At 62.1% G+C, this 20,220-nt stretch carries 18 protein-coding genes and 2 pseudogenes; 11 read left to right on the top strand and 9 right to left on the bottom strand.

Annotated elements, in window-relative coordinates; genetic code table 11:
* Window positions 1–157 precede the first annotated feature (157 nt).
* The 3 genes from MUH00_RS13655 (at window position 158) to MUH00_RS13645 (ending at window position 4,025) form a co-directional block, all read left to right on the top strand.
* Window positions 158–697, top strand: coding sequence for a cation:proton antiporter regulatory subunit (locus MUH00_RS13655; RefSeq protein ID WP_246999425.1), 540 nt, complete (start codon window positions 158–160; stop codon window positions 695–697).
* Window positions 698–1,960 carry a cation:proton antiporter gene (locus MUH00_RS13650; protein ID WP_246999423.1) on the top strand — a complete coding sequence of 421 codons (1,263 nt, stop codon included), beginning with the start codon at window positions 698–700 and terminating at the stop codon, window positions 1,958–1,960.
* A 415-nt stretch (window positions 1,961–2,375) separates the two neighbouring features.
* Window positions 2,376–4,025 (top strand): potassium channel family protein, encoded by a 1,650-nt coding sequence (locus MUH00_RS13645; protein ID WP_247003972.1) that lies wholly within the window; start codon window positions 2,376–2,378, stop codon window positions 4,023–4,025.
* 126 nt (window positions 4,026–4,151) lie between these two features.
* Here MUH00_RS13645 and MUH00_RS13640 read toward each other — a convergent pair whose 3' ends face one another.
* Window positions 4,152–4,373, bottom strand: a complete 222-nt coding sequence (locus MUH00_RS13640) for a hypothetical protein (RefSeq protein WP_246999421.1) — start codon at window positions 4,371–4,373, stop codon at window positions 4,152–4,154.
* 116 nt (window positions 4,374–4,489) lie between these two features.
* On the opposite strand from MUH00_RS13640, the pseudogene MUH00_RS13635 reads away from it, so the two are divergent.
* The 5 genes and pseudogenes from MUH00_RS13635 to MUH00_RS13615 all read left to right on the top strand — a co-directional run bounded on the left by MUH00_RS13635 (window position 4,490) and on the right by MUH00_RS13615 (window position 6,474).
* Window positions 4,490–4,845, top strand: a pseudogene (locus MUH00_RS13635) (hypothetical protein).
* 4 nt (window positions 4,846–4,849) lie between these two features.
* A complete protein-coding gene (locus MUH00_RS13630; RefSeq protein WP_246999419.1) occupies window positions 4,850–5,131 on the top strand; it encodes a hypothetical protein in 282 nt (93 codons plus the stop codon).
* Window positions 5,132–5,160: 29 nt separating this feature from the next.
* The gene (locus MUH00_RS13625) at window positions 5,161–5,298 is read left to right on the top strand and encodes a hypothetical protein (protein ID WP_246999417.1); all 138 of its coding nucleotides are present in this window, start codon (window positions 5,161–5,163) and stop codon (window positions 5,296–5,298) included.
* A complete protein-coding gene (locus MUH00_RS13620; protein WP_246999415.1) occupies window positions 5,295–5,897 on the top strand; it encodes a hypothetical protein in 603 nt (200 codons plus the stop codon). Before MUH00_RS13625 ends, MUH00_RS13620 begins: the two co-directional genes overlap by 4 nt.
* Before the next feature lie 28 nt (window positions 5,898–5,925).
* Complete coding sequence (locus tag MUH00_RS13615; RefSeq protein WP_246999413.1) at window positions 5,926–6,474, top strand: hypothetical protein; 549 nt, start codon at window positions 5,926–5,928, stop codon at window positions 6,472–6,474.
* Window positions 6,475–6,484: 10 nt separating this feature from the next.
* Here the strand turns inward: MUH00_RS13615 and MUH00_RS23220 are convergent.
* Both MUH00_RS23220 and MUH00_RS13605 read right to left on the bottom strand, forming a co-directional pair.
* A pseudogene (locus MUH00_RS23220) lies at window positions 6,485–6,848 on the bottom strand (site-specific integrase); the annotation flags it as partial.
* An 85-nt stretch (window positions 6,849–6,933) separates the two neighbouring features.
* Entirely contained in the window at window positions 6,934–8,214 is a 1,281-nt protein-coding gene (locus MUH00_RS13605; protein ID WP_246999408.1) for a TIGR00341 family protein, read from the bottom strand.
* 784 nt (window positions 8,215–8,998) lie between these two features.
* On the opposite strand from MUH00_RS13605, the gene MUH00_RS13600 reads away from it, so the two are divergent.
* The 3 genes from MUH00_RS13600 (at window position 8,999) to MUH00_RS13590 (ending at window position 11,174) form a co-directional block, all read left to right on the top strand.
* Complete coding sequence (locus MUH00_RS13600) at window positions 8,999–9,799, top strand: hypothetical protein (protein WP_246999406.1); 801 nt, start codon at window positions 8,999–9,001, stop codon at window positions 9,797–9,799.
* Between the two features lie 16 nt (window positions 9,800–9,815).
* Window positions 9,816–10,904 carry a PDDEXK family nuclease gene (locus MUH00_RS13595; protein ID WP_246999404.1) on the top strand — a complete coding sequence of 363 codons (1,089 nt, stop codon included), beginning with the start codon at window positions 9,816–9,818 and terminating at the stop codon, window positions 10,902–10,904.
* A 90-nt stretch (window positions 10,905–10,994) separates the two neighbouring features.
* A complete protein-coding gene (locus MUH00_RS13590) occupies window positions 10,995–11,174 on the top strand; it encodes a GNAT family N-acetyltransferase (RefSeq protein ID WP_246999402.1) in 180 nt (59 codons plus the stop codon).
* A gap of 68 nt (window positions 11,175–11,242) precedes the next feature.
* On the opposite strand, the gene MUH00_RS13585 is transcribed toward MUH00_RS13590, so the two are convergent.
* The 6 genes from MUH00_RS13585 to surE all read right to left on the bottom strand — a co-directional run bounded on the left by MUH00_RS13585 (window position 11,243) and on the right by surE (window position 20,090).
* A complete protein-coding gene (locus MUH00_RS13585) occupies window positions 11,243–14,746 on the bottom strand; it encodes an ATP-dependent helicase (RefSeq protein ID WP_246999400.1) in 3,504 nt (1,167 codons plus the stop codon).
* Window positions 14,747–15,691, bottom strand: coding sequence for a PD-(D/E)XK nuclease family protein (locus MUH00_RS13580; protein ID WP_246999398.1), 945 nt, complete (start codon window positions 15,689–15,691; stop codon window positions 14,747–14,749).
* A complete protein-coding gene (locus MUH00_RS13575) occupies window positions 15,681–17,903 on the bottom strand; it encodes a PD-(D/E)XK nuclease family protein (protein ID WP_246999396.1) in 2,223 nt (740 codons plus the stop codon). The genes MUH00_RS13580 and MUH00_RS13575 overlap by 11 nt, the downstream gene beginning before the upstream one ends.
* 349 nt (window positions 17,904–18,252) lie before the next feature.
* Window positions 18,253–18,648 (bottom strand): helix-turn-helix transcriptional regulator, encoded by a 396-nt coding sequence (locus tag MUH00_RS13570; protein WP_246999394.1) that lies wholly within the window; start codon window positions 18,646–18,648, stop codon window positions 18,253–18,255.
* A 224-nt stretch (window positions 18,649–18,872) separates the two neighbouring features.
* Entirely contained in the window at window positions 18,873–19,103 is a 231-nt protein-coding gene (locus MUH00_RS13565) for a SelT/SelW/SelH family protein (RefSeq protein WP_246999392.1), read from the bottom strand.
* Between the two features lie 177 nt (window positions 19,104–19,280).
* Window positions 19,281–20,090, bottom strand: a complete 810-nt coding sequence (gene surE / locus MUH00_RS13560; protein ID WP_246999389.1) for a 5'/3'-nucleotidase SurE — start codon at window positions 20,088–20,090, stop codon at window positions 19,281–19,283.
* Between the last annotated feature and the right edge of the window lie 130 nt (window positions 20,091–20,220).

Raw genomic sequence — 20,220 nt, 5'->3', positions numbered from 1 at the left:
CCGCGGCTGGGGATGTGTGGTAAAGCAATCAGTAGCCGGCAAACTTCGGTTAGTAAGATCAAACCGACTGTGGAGGCGAGTATGCGCATGATTCGGATGTGATATTCGCCAGCTCACGACCATGGGGACTTTTGTCTATTTCGTTCCTTTGTTCGATATGGCCGTCTACGAGACCGATCTTCCTGGGGTCGGAAAGAAGTTCGAGATCGACCTTGACGGGGAAGCCCAGCTCGTCATCGTCATCCACAACACGGGTAAGCGAGAGCTATTCTTACGGCAGACTCCTGAAGCCGACTCCGAAAAGGTGTTCGAGCTATCAGATAAGCTCGCGCGGCAGGTCGGCACGATCATGGAGGGCGCATATTTCCAACCCATTCGAGATGACCAGATCAGCACTGTATTAGACGACGAGACGATCATCGAGTGGGCCAAGGTGACCGCCGAGTCCTCCTTGATCGGCAAGACGCTCACTGAATCGGGTATCCGCCAGCGGACTGGCGTCTCGATTATCGCCATCCAGCGCGGCGGGGAAACGATCCAGAACCCGCCGCCGGACGTCACAATCGAAGAAGGCGACACGCTTGTCTCAATCGGTGACCGAGAGAGCCACCAAGAGTTCGAACGCCTCGCAGCCGGCGAAGCGAGCCTCGACGAACCTACAGAGAACGGCGAACAGTCGTACATCGACGAGTCGTAGATGGCGGAGACACCCCTGATCGAAATCGGGGCCATGTTCGTTACAGTGGCCCTTGCGGGAGCAATAGCTAATCGGATTGGACAGTCTGTCATCCCGTTTTACATCGTGGGTGGCATGCTCGCCAGCGAGTATGTCCTCGGTACCCTCGCGCCCCTGACGCTTGGCGATGCCGGTGTACAGATCCAGCAGCCGTTCATCTCTGAGAGTGAGTTCATCGAACTCGGGGCCGAGCTCGGGATCGTTTTCCTCCTTTTTTTCCTCGGTCTTGAATTCAGCATGACTCGACTACTCGAAAGTCGAGACCGGATCGGAAAGGCGGGTGTCGTCGACCTGGTGATCAATTTTCCAGCCGGAGTCATAATCGGCCTTGCGCTAGGCTGGTCGCTCGTCGAGGCGGTGTTGCTCGGGGGGATCGTCTACATCTCTTCAAGCGCGGTGATCACTAAGTCGCTGATCGACCTCGGGTGGATCGCCAACGACGAGAGTAGTCCGATGCTCGGGACGCTGGTGTTTGAGGACCTGTTTATCGCGTTCTATCTCGCAACCGTCTCCGCTATCGTGATCGGGAGCGGCGACCTCGGCGAGGCGGCGGCCGACATCGGCGTTGCTGTCGGCTTTCTTCTTATCCTCGTCGTCGGCGTCTTCTACGGTTCCGAATTCTTCCAGCGGTTTCTGGCGATCGACTCCCAGGAACTGACAATACTCCGGACGGTCGCTCTCGTCGTCTTTGTCGCGGGAATCGCGCTGCTGTTGGATGTTAGTGAGGCCGTCGCCGCTTTTTTCATCGGAATGGGATTTTCAAGCACCGATCACGTCGACGAGATCGAGAGGCTGCTGACGCCGGTCCGAGACGTGTTCGCGGCGATATTTTTCTTCTGGGTCGGACTCGGGACCGACCCACGAGTATTCGTCGACCTCGGATTGGTCGCTGTACTGGCGATCGCCGTGCTGGTGACAACGCCGACGAAGCTCGTTAGCGGTTACCTCGGCGGTCGTATCTACGATCTCGACGAGCGGCGATCGCTGCGGGTCGCGACCGGTATGGTCACCCGCGGGGAGTTCTCACTGATCATTGCGGCGACGATCGCAGCGGCCGGTACCGGTCCTATCATGACCGAGACGATTCCCGATCTAACAGTGGGATACGTACTCGTGATGAGCATCCTCGGCAGCGTGCTGATGCAGTATTCCGAATCACTCTGGGCAGTCGTCGGGCCGTATCTCGCCAGGATAGAGCGCGATCAGGTACCAACCACCGACTGACAACAGTAAATCATCGAAGTGTCACAAAATAGTAAGTATGCATGACATTCAAAATACTGTTTTATTATATTACTGTCATAAGACTCCAATGACAGTGTTGCAATTTTTACAGCTGATGAACACTACGTTTTTTCCGCCGACGTTCTTATCGGTAGCTCTAGGTTTGAGTCGGTGTTGACACTGCGGACAAAGCATGGTACCGGTTGATATCACCGTCAAACAGTTAATTCTGTATAACGCCCTATGGAGCAGGGAACAGGTATTCAGAATCATCAGGACAGTTCCCGGTCAACCGCTCACCGCCCTAAGCAAGGAGCAAACATATTGCTACAGCCATCTCCCGTAGCACATCCACGCAACAGTCGACCGGTTATTTAATTGATCGGAGGGTCATAGTGTCGATGACTGGACGTCAATACGCGAACTCAGAGACAGTAAGGGGCTGCATCCGCGGGATTTCACGAAACGTCAACGGCTATTAGTGGTTTTCGTGATCGGTCTCGCTTTGGTCGTTCTCTTCTATACGATCGTCTACAATTGGGGGATGCGAGTGTTCGAAAACCGTCCCCAGTCGGTCTTCCGGTCGTTCCAGACGGTGGTTGAGACGATGACGACGACAGGGTATGGCGCGGATTCGCCTTGGGAAACGCCAGTGATGAACGTTCTGATGGTGACGATCCAATTGACCGGTGTCATCATCGGCTTCGTCACATTGCGTGTCTTGGTCATCCCGTTATTCGAGCGGACACCGTTGAACCTTGATGACCGTCTCACCACCAAGAATGACCATGTCGTCATCGCGGAGTATCAGCGTGACACGGACATGCTCCTCGATGAACTCGACATCGACTACGTCCTCATCGAATCCAACGAAGAAGAGGCGAAACGGCTCTCAGATGACGGCTATCAAGCTATCAACGGCGACCCTGAGGATCGAGCCGACCTTGACCGTGCTACGATCGAACGAGCGGCGTTGCTCATCACCGATGCTGGCGACAAAACCGCAAACGTCGTGTTAACCGCGCTGGAAGCCAATGGGGATCTTCGGGTGATCAGTTTCACAGAGTCGACCCGCCGGCAAAAGGCGCTTGCAGAAGTCGGCGTCGATCGAAGTGTTGCCCCACACGCGCTGATCGGCCAGCGACTGGCGGAGAAAGCGACAACACCCGTCACGATCGATGAACAGTCCGACAACGATAAGGTCGATATCCGCGAGATACTTGTCCGGCGAGATAGCCCGCTTCATGGCGTCCAAGTACGCGACTCGCCGATCGCGAACCACCCAGACCTGACGCTGATCGCCGGTTGGTTGAACGGCAAACTTCACCTACCGCCGTCACCCAACGACAAACTCACGCCTAACACCGTTCTGGTTGTCGCCGGGCCAACGAGCGAGATCGATGAGATAACAAACGAAGTTGCGGGCGTCCGATCACGACGTATCGAGACCCCCTCGAAGATCGTTGTTGCTGGTTTTGGTGAGGGCGGAACAGCTGCTGTCGAGGCGCTCCCGACGGGCGTCTCAGTGACAACTGTCGACGAATCAGAAGGGCGTAGCCCCGACGTTATCGGTGACGTTACTGAACCTGAAACGCTCCGCAAGGCCAGCATCGACGACACCTCTGCACTGGTTGTTACCGTTGATGGCGATTCGACTGCATTGTTGACCATCGCCATAGCTCGCTCAATGTCGAGCGAAATCGAAATCCTTGCGCGTGTAACAGATGGAGAGAAAACGAAAGCAGCGTTCAGAGCTGGCGCCGACTATGTTCTCTCCATCCAGCAAGTATCCGCTCGACTGGTCGCGACGGAAGTCCACGGTGAAAGGGTTATTGATCCAACAAGCCAGATTCGTCTTGTTCGGGCTGACGCAGCCCCATTCGTCGGTAAATCATTGGCAGACGCTCGTCTCACCGATGAACATGGATGGACCCTCATCGGCGTTTCACGCGGTGACACTGTCTGCACAGACGAACGTACAACAATTGGAGTTGACGATGAAGTGATCGTCGCGGGGAGCGACGACGGAATTCAGAAGTTCGAGCGAACGGTCGGCACCTCATGACCACAGAATGTCGAACTAGTTCAATATTTGAGAGATATCGGCGTTCAATTCGCATATGCACTTAGCAAATCCGTCCGTTTATATTCGTAGGAAGATTGAAATAGATAAATAGTGTTTCAACTACCGCTACGCTTCGATCGGCGTCACGATGAACGATCCCGTTTTCACATCATACGCAACGTAGAGCGGTGTTCCTTGCTCGATCTCCTCGTTATCACTAAACGGACTGGGAAGGATCGAGTAGACGCTGTTTCCGCTCTCCTGTGCACGAACCATCCCACACGGGATCGTCTCATCATCGCGGTGGGCCTCAGTTGCTTGCTGGGCGCGAGCCGACGCAGTTGTCATCACATGAGGTAGGTGGTGATACACCTACAAAAATACACGTCTCGATTGGTATTTTGCTGGTTATTGAAGTTTCAATTCTACCCCCCGTGATGTGTGTCACACCGGTTTAGCGGAGTATGGACCCACCCGACGAGTCCGAGAAAAGTATCGACGACGTGTATCACGACCGCAACCTGCTCGCGATCGGCTTCGCGACGATCGTCGCAATGACCTGGGGAACAGGGTACGCTGGTTACTATTATCACGACGGCTGGCCAGTGATCTGGGTCGAAACGCCCGCTGGTCAGAAGTCGTGGCATGTGATGCCCGACCTCGAGGACGTCATCGATCGACCCTCCAGGAGGGCGAGCCGCCCAAAGGATTCGACGGCCACGATCGAGTGACCAGAAATAGCCGCCTCGCTCGCTACATCACAGGCTCATACAGTATCCTTAGCGATCGGCGCCTGACCGAAGAAGGAATCGACTGGTGACGCCATGACCGGCTACTACTGCCCCGTAGAGGGGGGCGAGAAACACGACGACGAATGGGACGACGACCAGCCCCCGTTCGCCTCTCCCGAGGCGCTCAGGGGCCACACCAACGCGATGGGTGACGACGACCACCAGCAGGCCAGGGACGAAGGGCCTGGTCGGACGCCCTCGAGGCCCCCGAAGGCGGGGACGGCGAGGGGGACGAGACCAGCGAGGAAGCGACGGACGAGCAGGTTGAGGAGCCGATCGAGCAGACAGACGACCAGGGAGAAGGGGGGTCGCTGATCCCCTCGGCGAGCCCCACGACGTACCTCGTGATCGCCTCGGCGCTGTTGCTCCTGTTCGTCGTCTGGCGGGTCTACCGCGCCCGTCAGCAGCAGCCCGTTGACCTCGAGGAGGACGACGAGACAAGCCCTGCGGTCGACCGTGACGAGGTGCCGATGATCGAATGAGCGACGAAACCACCCCGGACGACGTCGACGATGTCGAGCCGGACGAGAACGAGGAGGAGCAGCCCGACGTCTCCGGCGGCGCGATCGACCTCGACGCCGTGAAGGAGAGGATCGAGGAGGAGAGCGAGGAGACGACCGACGACGTCGACGACGTCGACCAGGAGGCGAGCGACGACGACGCCCTCGAGGACATCGCCGGCGGGAAGACAATGGGCGACCACTACGTAAACGGCCTCTGCGCCGTCTCGAACGCCGCCATCACCAAGTACGGCGGCGACGAGGCGCAGGGGGTCGACAAGGAACTCGCCCACCAACTCGAGATCGGCGACGCGATGGACGAATGGATTTCCTCGAAGGGCGTCACCGAAGAGATCCCGCCGGGACAGGCGCTCATCATCACGACGCTGATGTTCCTCGTCGCGGCGATCGCGACGAACCCGGCGGTCATCGACGCACTGGCGAGCGAAGCAGCAGCGACGGCGAACACCAGCGAGGGCTCCGCATGGTGGGAATGGACCGACTACCGGGCGTCTCGAGGGAACAACTCACGAAACAACTCGTCGGAAAGATGCTCGAGGGAGAGGCCGGCGACATCCTGACCGGCCTTATCGCCGCGAAGAGATCTCGATGCTTCGAGCCGTCGACGCCCTTCACGACGAGATGGGAATCGACCACATCGAGGAGATCCCCGAGAAGGACGAGCGCAAGGAGCAGATGAAGGCGCTCGTCGAGGCGCTCATCAGCGGGGACATCCCCGGCTTCTGGTTCGACCACGTCGGCGAAGAGCGCCTCGAGAACGCCGACAACGCCCGCGACTATCTCGACCTCGAGGCCGACGAGTGGCGTCGTAAGTGCGACCTCTTGGTGAAGCAGTACCGGAAGCAGGGCTCGGACCTGTCCCGCTCGGAGATCGTCGCTGACTACATCAACCGGCAGTTCGGCGTCTCGGTGGCGTGGTTCGTCTCGCACGTCGTCGTCTGGAACCGGGACATGAACCGGAACGTCGCGCAGATGTTCCTGCTCGGCAACTTCAACGGCGTCGAGCAGGGGATTCGGATCGCGACCGAGGGGATTCGTCAGCACAACGAGCAGGCCCGCCTCGAGGACGTCGACGCCGATCGCGACGACCTCGAGGACGACGTCGACGAGGAGGACGAAGATGCTCCCGCTGAATGATCACCAGGTCGTCGACGTCCTGCTCGCGGCGCTCGTCGTCGCGATCGACGTCGGGCAGCTTCACGCGCTCGCGCATTCCCGGTTCGACGGCATCGATCGACGCGCAAAACTCGAGGAACACACGGAGCGTCGCCAGCTGCCCGTGAAGGGTGACGACGTCCACGTCTTGCTGCCGCAGGACGCAGTAGCGATGGAGATCGCGCCCACTGAGATCGTCGAGGTTGTCGATCCCCTACCTCGTTACACCACTCGACGAAGGCGTTGAGCCGGTACTTGTGGTTCTGGAGCGTCTTTGCGCTCACCTCCAGTTCTCGGTGCGCGACGTAGAGATCGACCGCCTCCTGGAGCGTGATCGGTTCGAAATCGCGGCTCATGTCGATCCCTCCCAATTGGGGAGTGCCTGTCGCAGCATCTCCTCGTCAGCGACTCGTTTCGTATCACGGCTTCTCTCTTATCACGTCAGGCCTCCTGTTCGAAGTTGAGGTCGACCACGATCGAGTCGTCGACTGCGTCGCGAAGGTCATTGAGCAGGCCCGGAAACGATTCCCCCGGGGGATGGCCAACAGTAACGACGACGCGTTCAGGCTGAGAAGTCGGAAGTGAATTGTCACTGATAAACTGAACCTCAACTAAGTTGGCGTCGGCGTACGCTGGGTTGTCGATGACCTCGGTGACGTCGGCCCGAACGTCCTCCCTGATCGTTGCCGCTCGAAGTTCTCCAATCGTGACGACTCCTAAAAAGGACGAGAGTACGAGAAGACAAACCGCGAGGACTGCGATCCGTCTCCGAGCTGCAATCCTGACGGTACCGATCTCAGACCAGTTGCGTGGGCGGTATCCTTGATAATAGAAGCCAGCGATAGCGACGAGGTTAATTGCGAGAAGATTAACAAGTACCAGAATAAGCGCGCCGATGGAGACCATCGGCCTCCCCCACGCAAGTCCGATTCCGACGACGCCCAGCGGCGGTACGAGCGCAGCGGCGACGGCAACGCCGACGAGACTCGTCGAGGAGCCGGTAGAGAGGCTGTAGGCGCCCGCGGCACCGGCGGCGATGGCCACCACAAGAGCGAGGAAGTCCGGCGACGTCCGGCTCGAGATTTCACCGATCGTCATTATCTGGTCGACCGGGAATATGTGGATATATCGAACCAGACTCGCGAATCCGATCGCAACGATTACCGAAACGACCACGCCAGATATCTGCATACTGATACCGCGAACGAATAATTCACGATCGCCGACAACCGTACCCACGCTTGCCGCCAGTGCCGGTCCCATCAACGGTGCGACGACCATCGAGCCGACGACGACCGCGACTGAATTTGCGACGAGCCCAGCGACGGCGATAACGACGCTTAAGATCAACATGACGAAATAGACGACCATTCCCGGGACGAGGTTTTGAGCGCGGGCAAGGAGTTCTTCACGTGCGATTCGCGTTCCGGACTCGGCCGAACTTGAATACCGGGATCGAAGCGCATCGGCCCGATTTGAGATGATGCTCTCTGCGGGGAGGACGACGACTGAGGCGTCGTCATCCTCGAGGCCGTAGTCCCAGAGCCGATCGAGGATCGGTTCGACCGCGTTCACCGGGGCGGGAAATGAGATGGTGACGAGTTCAGCCTCGTCCGGGCCGTCGAGTGGCCCACTCGCCGTGTAGCCGACTTCCTCTTCATCGAGCACGCGACTTACGTCGTTTTTGTACTCGGCGGGAATCACGAGTTCGAGTCTTCGCATAATAATAAAAATGTTTCTGAGGTTGAAATAGGTTCTTGAGGAGTTCCATACTTTCCCTATCATCGGCAATTCCCATCAGGCGTCATTATTCGATATGATTTGAGATGTTTGCTACAGTCGCAATGCGGACGCCCTTGTGACCACAAAGACGGGTTCACAGACACCTCCTACGTCCAAAGATTAGGACCATGGACCAGCATTCGCGGTAACTACGTGTACAAACTGTGCAAGATGGCTAGTTTCTATTCCGACATTTCCCAAGAATATTCACATGAGAGTTTTGAATAGTCGATTATGCCGGAGTGGCTGATAGTATTTGTCTGGGTTGTGTTGGCTATTTGGATCGGTCTGGACGCGAGCGTCAATAGCTCACAGAGTACGTTTCTTTGGGTGCTTGCAACGCTTCTTGGCGGGATACTCAGCGTTATTCTTTACTACTTAGTTGGACGAGACGAAGTAGAGGACGAGACGCGAACTACCAAACGCGATCGAACTCGACGAAACGGACCCATAAGTCACGTCTGTCAGTCTTGTGGTGAGAAGTATCGAACAACTAGCTCAGCTGAAATTTCTTCCTGTCGAAGTTGCGGCGGTATTAGAGTTGAGAAAAGAAGATAGACAGTATATCCATCTGATAATAGATACTTGCTCTATACATACTACGGGACGGATGCCCTCGAAGATAGGCTTCGCAGACATCATACTCGCCGTACCGATTAAACTGATACAATCAGTATCCGACGGACATGTTATTACCCCTCCTCCGTACAGTTGAATACGCGTTATGACCCGAGATCTGCCCCGTTTCCCCGGCAGTGAGACGCTTCGAACTGATGGGGGCGACGGCAATCACGAGACTTCGGGTAGCGACGTACTTGCAGTGCTCGAGTCCGTAGACATCCGAGCGTACGACTCGGCGGAAGCAGTCCCAGAGCCGATCGCCGAGGAGGGGAAAATCGCACTTCTCGCTGATATCGGGTTCGACATTACGGCAGAAACGGTAATCGAGATAGCGATGGTTCACACCCCCCGCATCTCGATCGCCCTCGAATACGTAGGTGAAGAGTCGTTCCAGTATTCTGGTGGGACGCGACTGTGGAGCTGTTTTCTCTCGGATTTCAATAGCACAACTGGCCTTCACTTGTCCCCTGCCGAAACCTCGATTAACCGCACGGACGATCGGTGCTGGATCGCTACTCCCCTCGGAGAAAGTATGGCACTCCAGACGGGAGAAATTCAGCCGTACGACACCCGCGAGAGGGAGTTTGATATCGTGGCCGACCCCGAGAAGAACAGTTGTTACCCGCAGGGTCAGCGCGAAATCCTGCAACGGTGCAGCTTCGCTGAGAAGCCACCGCCTATTAGGGACTGCGGATCGAACTCTCGCGCCTCTAATCAGTACAACGTGTCGATCGCGGGATCGTCGGCCACTGTAGCAGTTTGTTCTGTTCGCCAAACTGTGAGCTCGTTCCCTGGAGAGGTCGTCGAGACGGATACTGGACGCGGCGAGGGGACCGTTCTGTCTCGTAGCCTTCTGCTACGCGCGTTCCGGCAGAGTAGTCAGAGAAAGAAGTTTGATCCCTGACGAATGACTGTCTCACATGATATTCAGTATCGACGATGAAAACGACGTTCTCGAGGGGATCGAGGAGCAGGCGTTGTCCGAGTTGGGGATACTGGAGCGCCAGGATCTCCAAGAATGGGCGATCGAGCAACCTCGAATCCTGGGCGACGACCTGCTGGTTATCACGTCCGAGTACGCCAACTTCGAAGACACGCTGGATCGGCTCGATATTCTCGCCCTCGACCGGACGGGAACGCTGGTCGTCATCGAGCTCAAACGCGATAGAGCTGACCGAACCACGGACCTTCAGGCCATCAAGTACGCAAGCTACTGCGCGACGCTGACCGCCGAAAACATCCAAAAGGACTACCGCGAGTTCTGGAGCGAACGGAACGAAGAGGAGCTGACGCCCGAAGAAGTCGGACAGACCTTCGTCGATTTTCTCGAGGGAGGGGAGGAAAAGATCGTTCTGACGAGTGATGGGTGGGCCGAGTTCGAACTCGATCAGAAGCCTCGTCTCTTACTGGCGGCGGGTCGGTTCGGGACTGAAATCACGGCTCCCGTGATGTGGCTAATCGAGGAGTACGGAATGGACATCACCTGTACGAGGATCGAAGCCTACGAACACCAGGGTCGAGTTCTCCTCAACAGCCAGCAGGTCATTCCGGTTGCCGAGGCCGAGGAATACATGACGAAGCGCCGGGAGAAACAAGAAAAACAACGGAAGACGTCGCGCCGACCTGCGGCCATCAACGTTCTGCTCGAGCGCGAGGTGCTGAAACCCGGCGAGAAGGTGTATTTCGATCCCGAACGTGTGCCGGAAGGAGCAGATCTCGAGTGGTCGGAGGACGATGACTTCTGGTGGGCCACCGTCACGGGTGATACCGGTCGAAGCGACAACGCCCGGTGGGACCACGACGAGAACGTGTACTCGTTCACCGGTCTAACGAAGGAACTCCTGCACGAACTCGTTGGACGGGACCGGGACGACGCGCTAAACGGATACAAATTCTGGTGCCATCCGGGGTTCGAGGGACGTTCACTGAGCGACCTTCGGAACAGCGATGTGAGGGGTGGTGATCGGGAGAGTAAAACTGTCGGGTCGAAACTCACCATCGAGGACTGAGTTCGACGAAGCGTCGCCCCATCCCCGACAGAGAAGCGATCGACGGCGTGACCCGGCGATCCGATCGTACTCCGAGGCAATCGCCCCGTCGTGAACCTCCGTCGGGTGAGCGCCCACTGCGGGAGCTTCAACGAGGCCTCCACAGGGCTGCTGGAATCGCTGGGGTTCGAGCGCAAGGGGACGCTCCAGCAGGCGACGTGGTTCCGCGGCGACTACCACGACCTGTACTGGTACGGCCTGTTGCGCGAGGAGTGGCGGACGCGGAAGTAGTAGCGGCAGACGCGAGAGCGGGAGCCGCGATCGCCAGTGCCCCCGGCGCCCCCGGCGTCGCGAAGCGATCACTCGCGCCCGTAGAACTCGTCGGAGGCGCAGCCGAGTGACTTGTGCGGACAGTCGTAACAGTGTCTCCCGTCGCTATCGTCCCCGAACTGACTCTCGTCCGCGGTCCGAAGGGCGCGGTCCAGCGCGGGACGCGCGTCGAGCAACTGCTCGGCGTCGGCTAGCTGCACGTCGGGGCCGGCCTCGCCGACGTACACGTACCCGGCCGCCTCGATCGGCACCGAGAGCGTCCGCCGGGCGGCGAGCAGGTACAGCAGGAGCTGCGAACTCTCCTCCGGGGCCATCCGCCGGCTCCCGGTTTTGTAGTCGAGGACGACGACGGTGCCGTCGAGATCGCGCGCGATCGCGTCGATCTCGCCGACGATCGTCCCGGAGACGCCCGACTCGTTCGGGTCGAGTTCGAACGGGATCTCCGCCCCGACCGACTCCCAGTCGGCGGCGGCGGTCTCGAAGTACCGGTCGACGCACCGCTTCGCCTCGTCGATCGCGTCCGTCGTTCCGTGCGCGCGACCGAGCCGCTCGCAGGCGGCGGCCCACTGGTCCCGGCTCTCGTAGCTGCGCCAAAACGCCTCCTCCGCGACGGCGTGGAAGAGCGTCCCGACCGCGGTCGGCGTCGGCCCGGTCGCGTCGGGCGAGTCGGGCACGCTGTAGGCGAGCGGATCCTCGAACGCGTAGAGAACGTGATCGAGGACGTGGCGCCGCTCGCAGCCCGTCACGGTCTCGATCGAACTGTGGCTGTGGCGCCGTTCGAGCCGCCGCTCGAGGTCTCGCGTCGGGTCGGTCCGGACGCCGATCGCCTCGGGATCGGTTCCGGAGAGCGTCCCCGCCCGAAGCTGGCTCGCCAGGTCCAGCGCCTCGTCGATCGCCGCGTCCAGCGAGATCGGATCTTGGAAGTACTGCAGCGAGACGGAGTCGCGGTCCAGCCCGGCGTCGATCGGATCGGTGAGATCGGTCGTGAACCGATCGTCGAGCGTCTCGTAGGCGTCGGTGATCCGCTCCCAGACGTCCATGTGGGGCCCGCGGACGCTCCACTCGATCTCGTCGGGGAGGTAGCCATCCAGTTGGGCCGCGGGGACGTCGGGATCCGCCGGGTTGCGGCCGAACAGGAACAGCCGCTCCCGAGCGCGGGTGATTCCGACGTGGAGGATGCGCCACTCCTCGGGGACCTCCCTGGCCGAGAGGTCGGTCCGCAGCGAGGTCGCGCGATCGCCCTCGACGAGGTCAGCGATCGCCGCGAACGAGTGGGTCGACTTCGCGTAGGGATTCGGGAACCGGCCAGGCGGGAGCGGCGGCCAGTCGTCCGCGCTCAAAAACGGCAGGAGGACGACGTCGAACTCCAGGCCCTTGGCCTGGAAGATCGTCATGACGTTGATCTTGTCCGCGGCCTTCTCGGCCGTCTCGATCGTCCCGCCGCGATCCCTGCCGGCGAGGTCGCCCTGCAGTTCGACGTACGAGACGAACGCCTCCGTGAGCGTCGACTGCGTGACCCGGCCCTCGTCGAACGTCTCGATCAGCCGCTCGATCGCCGCGAGGTCGCGTCGCTCGTCGGCGGTGAGAAACCACTCGAAGTTCGTCGTTGACGTGAGTTCGGCGTACAGCTCCGAGATCGAGCGGCTGCGCCGAACCTCGCGCAGTTCCTCGACGTGCGATCGCGCCCGCCCGACGCGATCGGGGGCGTCGAACTCGCTCGCGGGTCGATCGGTGAGTTCGTCGTACGCGCTTCCGGGGCCGCGGTTGAGACGATCCAGATCGGCCGCCGAGAACCGGTAGAACACCGCGAGCACGCGGTTGAGGCTGACGTCGTCGTGCGGGTCGACCAGCACCCGCAGGTAGGCGAGCACCGTCTCGATTCCCGGCGACACGTCGCCGCCCGCGTCGTGGGGCAGCTCGTAGGGGAGACAGGCCTCGTCGAGGTGGCTCGCGACCAGGTTCGCCTGCCGGTTCGTCCGCACGAGCACCGCGACGTCGCCCAGGTCGGCCCGGTCGATCGACGAGAACTCGCCCTTGATCAGCTTGGAGATGGCCGTGCTCACCTGCGTCGCCTGCTCGTCCTCGTCGTCCGCGGCGTCGACCCTGACGACGGCGTTCTCGACGTCGTCCTTGTGCGCGTCGAGGCCGTGCGTGTCGGCCGGCAGCTCGGCCGCGAGGTCCAGGACGGCGTCCGGCGATCGGAAGTTGAGGTCGAGATTGTACGACGCGAAGTCGTCGAGTTCGTCGGTGATCCGGGCCATGTTCTCGGGGTGGGCACCCCGCCACTCGTAGATGGCCTGGTCCGCGTCGCCGATGACGAACAGCTCCGACTCGGCGGCCAGCCGGGTGATGAACTCGAGTTGCGCGCCGTCGGTGTCCTGGAACTCGTCGCAGAGAATCGCGTCCCACTGGCCGACGAGTTCCTCGCGAACCCCGTCGTCGTCGAGTAAGTCCGTCGCGAACCCGATGAGGTCGTCGTAATCCAGCATCGACCGGTAGGCGCCCTCGCCGCGCAGGGTTCGCTCGTAGGCGCGATAGCCCGGCAGGAAGTCGTGGGCTTCCTGGAGGAGCTCGACGTAGGCGACGAGACGGCCGATCGGCGTCTGATGCGTGTCCGCGAAGAACGACGGGACGGTGCCGGCGAACAGCGCCTGCGGCACGAACCGCTCGTACCAGCTCGAAGCGCCGTCGAGCAACAGCCCCTCGACCTCGTCGACCAGTTCGAGCATCGATCCCAGGTAGCCCGCGACGTCGGCCTCGATCGGCGTTCCGTCCTCGAGTCTCGATCGCTGGTGGCGGAGCACTCGCCGGTAGGCGTCGAACCGGCGCTCGAAGGCCAGCGGATCGTCCTTCAGAGCCGGGTTGCGATCGGTGTCGAAGAGCCGGATTCCTAGGTCGCGAAGTTGCCTCGCCAGTTCCGACAGGGCGGCGATCGTTTCCGTCTCGGGGAGGATCGCGTCGACCTCGTCGGGATCGATTCCCGACCGTTTGAGTTCCTCGATGAAGTCGACGAGGTCGCGTTCCACCCGATCGTCGCCGGTCCGGGCGTCGATCGGCTCGACGAACCGGTACTCGAGGTCGTCGACGATCGACTGGATGATCGCGCGGCGCTCGTCCTCGGTGACGAGGTCGAACTCGGGGTCGAGGTCGAAGTAGTAGGCGTACTCGGCGAGCAGGCGGTGGCAAAAGGAGTGGTAGGTGTAGGCGTCGACGTCGTACCCTCGACCGTCGTCGAGCAGGTCGCCCAGGTCGTCCTGGATGGAGTGGGCCGCCTTGTTCGCGAACGTCAGCACGAGGATCCGATCGGGCGCGGTGTCGCCCTCGATCGCGGCCTCGATCCGCCAGGCCATCGTCTGGGTCTTCCCGGTGCCGGCGCCGGCCGAGACGATGATCCGATCGTCCGCCGCCTCGATGACGTCGGGTTGGGTGCCTCGGGGTCGGATCTCCTCGATGTCGCCGTGGGCATCCCGGCTCTCGGCCGCTTCGTCGTCCGACGCCGCGCCGGTGCCGTCGAGCGCGTCTCGTTCAGCCATTCAGAATCGCACCTCCTCGTTGATGTAGTCGAGACACATGGACCGGTACTTGCAGTCGCGACACGATCTGGCCGCGATGGCGTCCCACCGATCGGCGGGATCCCAGTCCCGGGCCGCGACCGAGGTGGCCACCTCCCGGAGCAACGTTTCGCACTCGGAGCCGGCGTCCCAGCACGGATCGGTGACGTTCCGATCGGCGGCGACGACCTCGGGTCGGGGGTTCCGGCCACCGGCGTCGTGGGCGGGGTAGGTCTCCTGGGCGATCGCGTAGTACCGGAATCGCACGTTGTGCGCGCTGACGTCGTGGGCCGCGGCGACCGCGTGGATCGTCGCGTACGCCCGGAGGACGCTCCCGACCTCTCGGGGGTAGAAGCCCTCTCCGCTTCGGTAGTCCGCAACCGGATCGCTGTACGGGTCCTCCCAGACGACGCCGTCGAGCGTCGTGACGAACCGGACGATCTCGTATCCGCCGTCGGCCTCCCTGAAGAGATCGACGGGACAGGCGAGGGTCTCGCCGCCGGCCGCGTAGGCGTACGTCTCCCCGATCGCGATCGCGCTCTCGGCGTGGGCCTCGCCGCGCTCGTCTACGTAGTTCTCGACCGCCGTTCGAACGGTGGCCTCGTCGTAGCGGCGCTGCCGGGAGGTCCCCGGTCGGCCCTCGAAGATCGACGCGCCGTCCAAGTGTTCGTACAGGGCGGCCGTGGCGGTCTCGCGCAGCGTCGATCGATCCGGAGCCGCGGCGGACCACCGATCGAGCGCGGCCGTGATCACCGCCCGGTAGATCGCGGTCCGCGCGGCGACCGCGTCCCGTCGCGTCGCGGTGTGAATCCGCCGCCGGTGTTCGTACTGGTGCCGACGGGGACAACGGAGGTAGGTCTCGACCTCGGCGAGATCGATCGGCTCGGACCGCTCCCCGGCCGTCTCCGCGGGCGCGTCACTCGCCACTCGAATCCACCTCCGTCCCGTCAACCGGTCGATCGGCGTTCGTCTCGTTGGCCGGCCGACCGGCACCCACATCGCCGAGCGCCCGATCGATCTGGGCGTACACCGCCTGTTCGAACCGCGGGTCGAGGTCGTCTGACTCGAGCAGCGTCTGTATCGCGCCGAGCGTCCGCTCGGCCCGTCGCAGATCGTAGGCGGAACCGGTGCTGGCGGCCTGCTGGATCCGTTCGAGCTGGTCCCACGGCTCCGAGAGCACGGTCGCGCTCGCCTCGCCGTGGGAGTAGACGTCCCGGGGCGCGTCCTCGGAGCCGATTTCGATCGTCTCGACGCCCGCGTGTTCTTCGAGGGTGTCGAGGTATCGCGACGGGTGCTGTCGTCTTCCGAGCGCCGAATCGTCCTTCCCGGCCGTACAGAAGTACAGCCGATCGGCCGCCGCCCGGGCCCCGATCGCCAGCTGGCGTCTGGCGAGTTCGGCGTAGTACGCCTCGAACGGTTCGTGGATCGTCTCGGGCGACGTCTCGAACGTCGATCGGACGTCGGCGTCCGCGGGGGTCGTCACGCCGGGGTACCCCGGCATGGCCCGGACCCACTCCTGCGGGAAGAGCCGCGTCAGGCGGGGCGATTCGGGGTATTGGCCCTCGTGTACGTCGACGAGGAAGACGGCCGTCCGCCGCTCGTGCTTGCAGATCCGCACGGCGTCGACGACCACGCCGTTTTCCTCGACGTCGACGCTCGTCGAGTAGGTGTCCGAGGCGACGTACGTGATCGCCCGCTCGAGCACGCGCAGAAAGCCGTCCCACCCGTTCGGCACGAAATCGGCCCGTTCGACGAACTCGGCGATCTCCAGCACCCGCGAGACGTGGTGAAACTGGGCCCGCGCCTCGATCGGCTCGCTCTCGGCGATCCGCCGCTTGAGATCCGTTTCGAGGATCCAGCGGCCGAGCTTGTCTGCCGCGCTCGACGCCGACGAAACGGCGTCGACGGCGTCCTGCGGCCAGCGTCCCAGCCGATCGGCGACGAGTTTTCGAGCGCGGTCGCGTTCCTCGCGATCGGTCGTCGCGTGATACGTCGCGAGGGCGTGGAGTTCGCGGACGGCGCGATCGCCGCCCAGCCCGTTCGCGGTCGCGGAGGCGGTCGGGATGCCGGCCCGCCGAAGAACGCGGCGGATCCGCCGAATCGGTCCGTTCGAGTCCTTGACGAGGACGGCGATATCGTCGTAGTCCCAGCCGTACTCGGCTCTGAGATAGCCGATCTCGTTCGCGATCGTCGACAGCTGTTCGTGAAAGGTGGGTTCCGCGATCCGGTAGATCGGGTCGTCACAGCCGGAAAGTAGTGACTCGTCGCCGGTCGCCAGAAAGCGGGCGACCCGATCGGTCGTCGTCTCGCGATCCCGGAGCCGATCGACCCGTTCGACGGGACGGGAGCCGCCGAGATCCGCGACCGATCCGGGTTCGTTCCACACCCGTGCGATGCTCGCGTCTTCTTCGCCCACGGCGACGAGCGTCGCGTTCTCGGCGAGCGCCGCGAGATAGCGGCGTTCGAGCGCGCCGAACTCCTCGAAGCCGACGGCGACGATCGCCTCGAACTCCCGCTCGATCGTCGATCGGACCGCGTCGTCGGCGAGCGCCGCGGTCGCCCGCCGGAGCACGTCGGGTCGTTCGACCCACCCCTGGGTCTCGAGCCAGTCGTGAAAGTCGTCGCGGACGGTTTGCAGTTCGGCGAGCAACTCGCCGTGCGGTCCCGCGTCGACGTCCGGCCGATCGAACTGACCGCTGTAGGTTCCGGCGAGCAGGATGCGACCGACGTCCCGGCCGAACGACTCGTGGTCGGCGGCCGACGCGAAGTAGTCGTGCTCCCACGCGTGGCCCTCGAGCACCATCGCCAGGGTTTCGATGCGTTCCACCTCGGAGAGGACTCGCGTCTCCGGCGCGCGCTCGGTCAGCACCGTCGAGGCGTGGCGCGCGATCGTCTTGACGTTCGGCCGACTCGGAAGCGCCAGTTCCTCGACCAGCGCCTGCGAGAGCGCCTCGATCCCCGTCGGAAACCGTTTCACAACCAGAATATCCACCAATTCGTACCCGTACGTCTCGCGTAATTCGTCGTACGCCGTCGCGACGTGACGCGTGAGCGCCCCGCCCTCGAACGGCGCCACTCGCAGTTCGCCGCGCAGGGCGGGGTCGTCTCCCGCACGTTGGGCGGACGCGTCACCCGACATTGCTGCGAACCCGTCGACTCCTGTCACTCCGGGGACCGTACATACGCAAGGGAATCGGAACTCCCCGACAAATAGTTTGTGGGGCTGACAGTCACTCGCCGCGATGCGTTCCGATGCCGCGATCCCGAGCCGATGGGAGGTCGAGTCGCCGCTCGCCGTCAGAGACGGCGGGTGCCAGCGAGCGAGGTGGACGGACCGTTCGATCGGCTGGAGACGGGACGAGCCCGGCGAAAGCGGAATCGTTCGCGGCGAAACCGAAACGTCTCCGGTAACAGTGGAACCATCCGGATGCGATCCGACCCTGCCGCCGAGAACTGGCGGCGATCGCAACGAAACAGAACGAAACGAGCTACTCGTTCAAGTGGGATCGATACCCCTTCGGCTCGAACCCGCGCCGGCAGATGACGCGCTTGCGGCCGACGGTGATGGCGCTGACCTGGTCGTCGTCCTCCATCCGATCGATGACCGATTTGAGGCGGTCCGCTGACCAGCCGGTTTCCTCGCGAACGGTCGCTTCGTCGACGCGGCCGCCGCGTTTGACGAGCAATCTGAGAATTTTGTCTTCGTCGGGGAGTTCGCGTTCGTCGACGCCGTACTCGATCTGTTCGGCGTAACTTAATGTTTCGTCATCATCGGGTGTCGGTTCGTCGGATGCGGTCGGTGGCGACTCCGTCGTTTGCCCCTCGTCGGCGTCTGTGGAGGACCAGAAAGACGAGAGCCGTGCTTTGAGCGTATTGAATACCATGTGTCGGTCACCCTTCGTTGAGGTTGTCGCTGATTGAACGCGCACCTACCTTGATCTTATGTTTCTGACCATATATGTCCGTGCGCGTGTTGGTTTGGGTATGCGTATCGTGACGGTTCCGTCACCGAATAACGCGTGCCTTGCGACCTGCAAGCCGGTTATTCAATCACGTTTCCGACACCCGATCGAGCCCGTTTCGATCGGTTCTCGGCGCCGCGGCCGGACTACAGGCGACCGCGAACGTCGCGGACGATCTCGTCGACGTCGAACGCGTCCTCGGCCGTGTCGAAGACGACGTCGTCGTCGACGCGGACGACGAACACGCCGTGATCGCCCGTCCTGAGCGTGACGGCGTCGAGTTCCTCGCCGAGCGTCGAGAGGAGCGCGTGCTGGACGGCTTCGGCTCGATCGAGGAAGCCGCACGGGACGCAGTACTCGATTTCGACCGTCGTCATACCTCCCGTTCGGCCCGCTGATACAAACCATCCCCGGTCGGACGTCGCCCGGTGAATCGATCGGGACTCGCCGACCGGCCGCCGACGATCGCCGGATTCCGGTCGATCGCCGGCGAGTGGGCCGATTCGAAACTACCGATCGGCCCGGCCCGGAACTACCGACCGGAGTGGCCTCGGTCAGCGATCGATCGACGCGGCGCGGTCCGCGTACGCCGCGACGAGGTCCTCGAGAATCTCGTGGTGGTTCGTCGTGTGGGGCGCCGTCAGCGGCGAGAGGCTGATCCGGCCCTCGGCGACAGCCCGGCGATCGGTTCCCTCGGGGTCCGGGATCGACTCGGGGTCCATCGACTCCCAGACGTGGTCGTGGAGGTGGACGACGCCGTCGCGTCGGACGGCGTCCATCTCGTATCGCTTCGAGGGCTCCGTGATCTCGATCGGCGCCGGCTCGCCGTCCGGCAGCGGGACGTTGACGTTGAGGTAGGCCGCGTGCTCGAAGACCCCCGACCGGAGGCCGTGCTCGACGAGGAACTTCGTGACGCGCGTCGCCTCGCTGAAGTCCTCGGCGGTGAGTTCGATCTCCTCGAACGGTGTCTCGTCGTCGACCGGCACGTACAGCGAGGTCGCGACCGCGGGCACGTCGAAGAAGGCGGCTTCGACCGCCGCGCTGATCGTCCCTGATCGACCGAGCACGTACTCGCCGAGGTTCGCGCCCTTGTTACAGCCCGCGACGACGATGTCGGGGACCGGGCCGAGTTCCGCGAGGCCGGCGACGACGCAGTCCGCGGGCGTCCCCTCGACCGCGTAGCCGAGTTCGTGCTCCCGGACGTCGACTTCGTGCGAGATCGATCGGCCGCAGGCGCTCTGATCGCTGGCGGGGGCGACGACGGTCACGTTCGCGCGCTCCGAGAGGGCGTTGTACAGCGCCCGAATTCCCGTACTCCCGATCCCGTCGTCGTTCGTCAGCAGGATCTCGAGGTCGTCGCTCATAGGTAGTCGGTTTGTCGGCGACGCGAAAAGCCCTCCGCTTTTGACACTCGTTCGCACGACGCGATCGATTATCGGGACAATGTAGTGCGATCGGTTTTGATAGGCGCGTAACGTATTCCGCGTCCGCGGA

Source organism: Halosolutus gelatinilyticus, from assembly GCF_023028105.1.
GTDB lineage: Archaea > Halobacteriota > Halobacteria > Halobacteriales > Natrialbaceae > Halosolutus > Halosolutus gelatinilyticus.
This window is presented reverse-complemented; position numbering and strand designations above follow the sequence as displayed.

What these genes read in the sequence shown, in the direction of transcription:
- MUH00_RS13655 (WP_246999425.1), top strand. Translation starts at nt 158, where the DNA reads ATGGCCGTCTACGAGACCGATCTTCCTGGGGTCGGAAAGAAGTTCGAG.
- MUH00_RS13650 (WP_246999423.1), top strand. Translation starts at nt 698, where the DNA reads ATGGCGGAGACACCCCTGATCGAAATCGGGGCCATGTTCGTTACAGTG.
- MUH00_RS13640 (WP_246999421.1), bottom strand. Translation starts at nt 4,373, where the DNA reads ATGACAACTGCGTCGGCTCGCGCCCAGCAAGCAACTGAGGCCCACCGC.
- MUH00_RS13630 (WP_246999419.1), top strand. Translation starts at nt 4,850, where the DNA reads ATGACCGGCTACTACTGCCCCGTAGAGGGGGGCGAGAAACACGACGAC.
- MUH00_RS13620 (WP_246999415.1), top strand. Translation starts at nt 5,295, where the DNA reads ATGAGCGACGAAACCACCCCGGACGACGTCGACGATGTCGAGCCGGAC.
- MUH00_RS13615 (WP_246999413.1), top strand. Translation starts at nt 5,926, where the DNA reads ATGCTTCGAGCCGTCGACGCCCTTCACGACGAGATGGGAATCGACCAC.
- MUH00_RS13605 (WP_246999408.1), bottom strand. Translation starts at nt 8,214, where the DNA reads ATGCGAAGACTCGAACTCGTGATTCCCGCCGAGTACAAAAACGACGTA.
- MUH00_RS13600 (WP_246999406.1), top strand. Translation starts at nt 8,999, where the DNA reads ATGACCCGAGATCTGCCCCGTTTCCCCGGCAGTGAGACGCTTCGAACT.
- MUH00_RS13595 (WP_246999404.1), top strand. Translation starts at nt 9,816, where the DNA reads ATGATATTCAGTATCGACGATGAAAACGACGTTCTCGAGGGGATCGAG.
- MUH00_RS13585 (WP_246999400.1), bottom strand. Translation starts at nt 14,746, where the DNA reads ATGGCTGAACGAGACGCGCTCGACGGCACCGGCGCGGCGTCGGACGAC.
- MUH00_RS13575 (WP_246999396.1), bottom strand. Translation starts at nt 17,903, where the DNA reads ATGTCGGGTGACGCGTCCGCCCAACGTGCGGGAGACGACCCCGCCCTG.
- MUH00_RS13570 (WP_246999394.1), bottom strand. Translation starts at nt 18,648, where the DNA reads ATGGTATTCAATACGCTCAAAGCACGGCTCTCGTCTTTCTGGTCCTCC.
- MUH00_RS13565 (WP_246999392.1), bottom strand. Translation starts at nt 19,103, where the DNA reads ATGACGACGGTCGAAATCGAGTACTGCGTCCCGTGCGGCTTCCTCGAT.
- surE (WP_246999389.1), bottom strand. Translation starts at nt 20,090, where the DNA reads ATGAGCGACGACCTCGAGATCCTGCTGACGAACGACGACGGGATCGGG.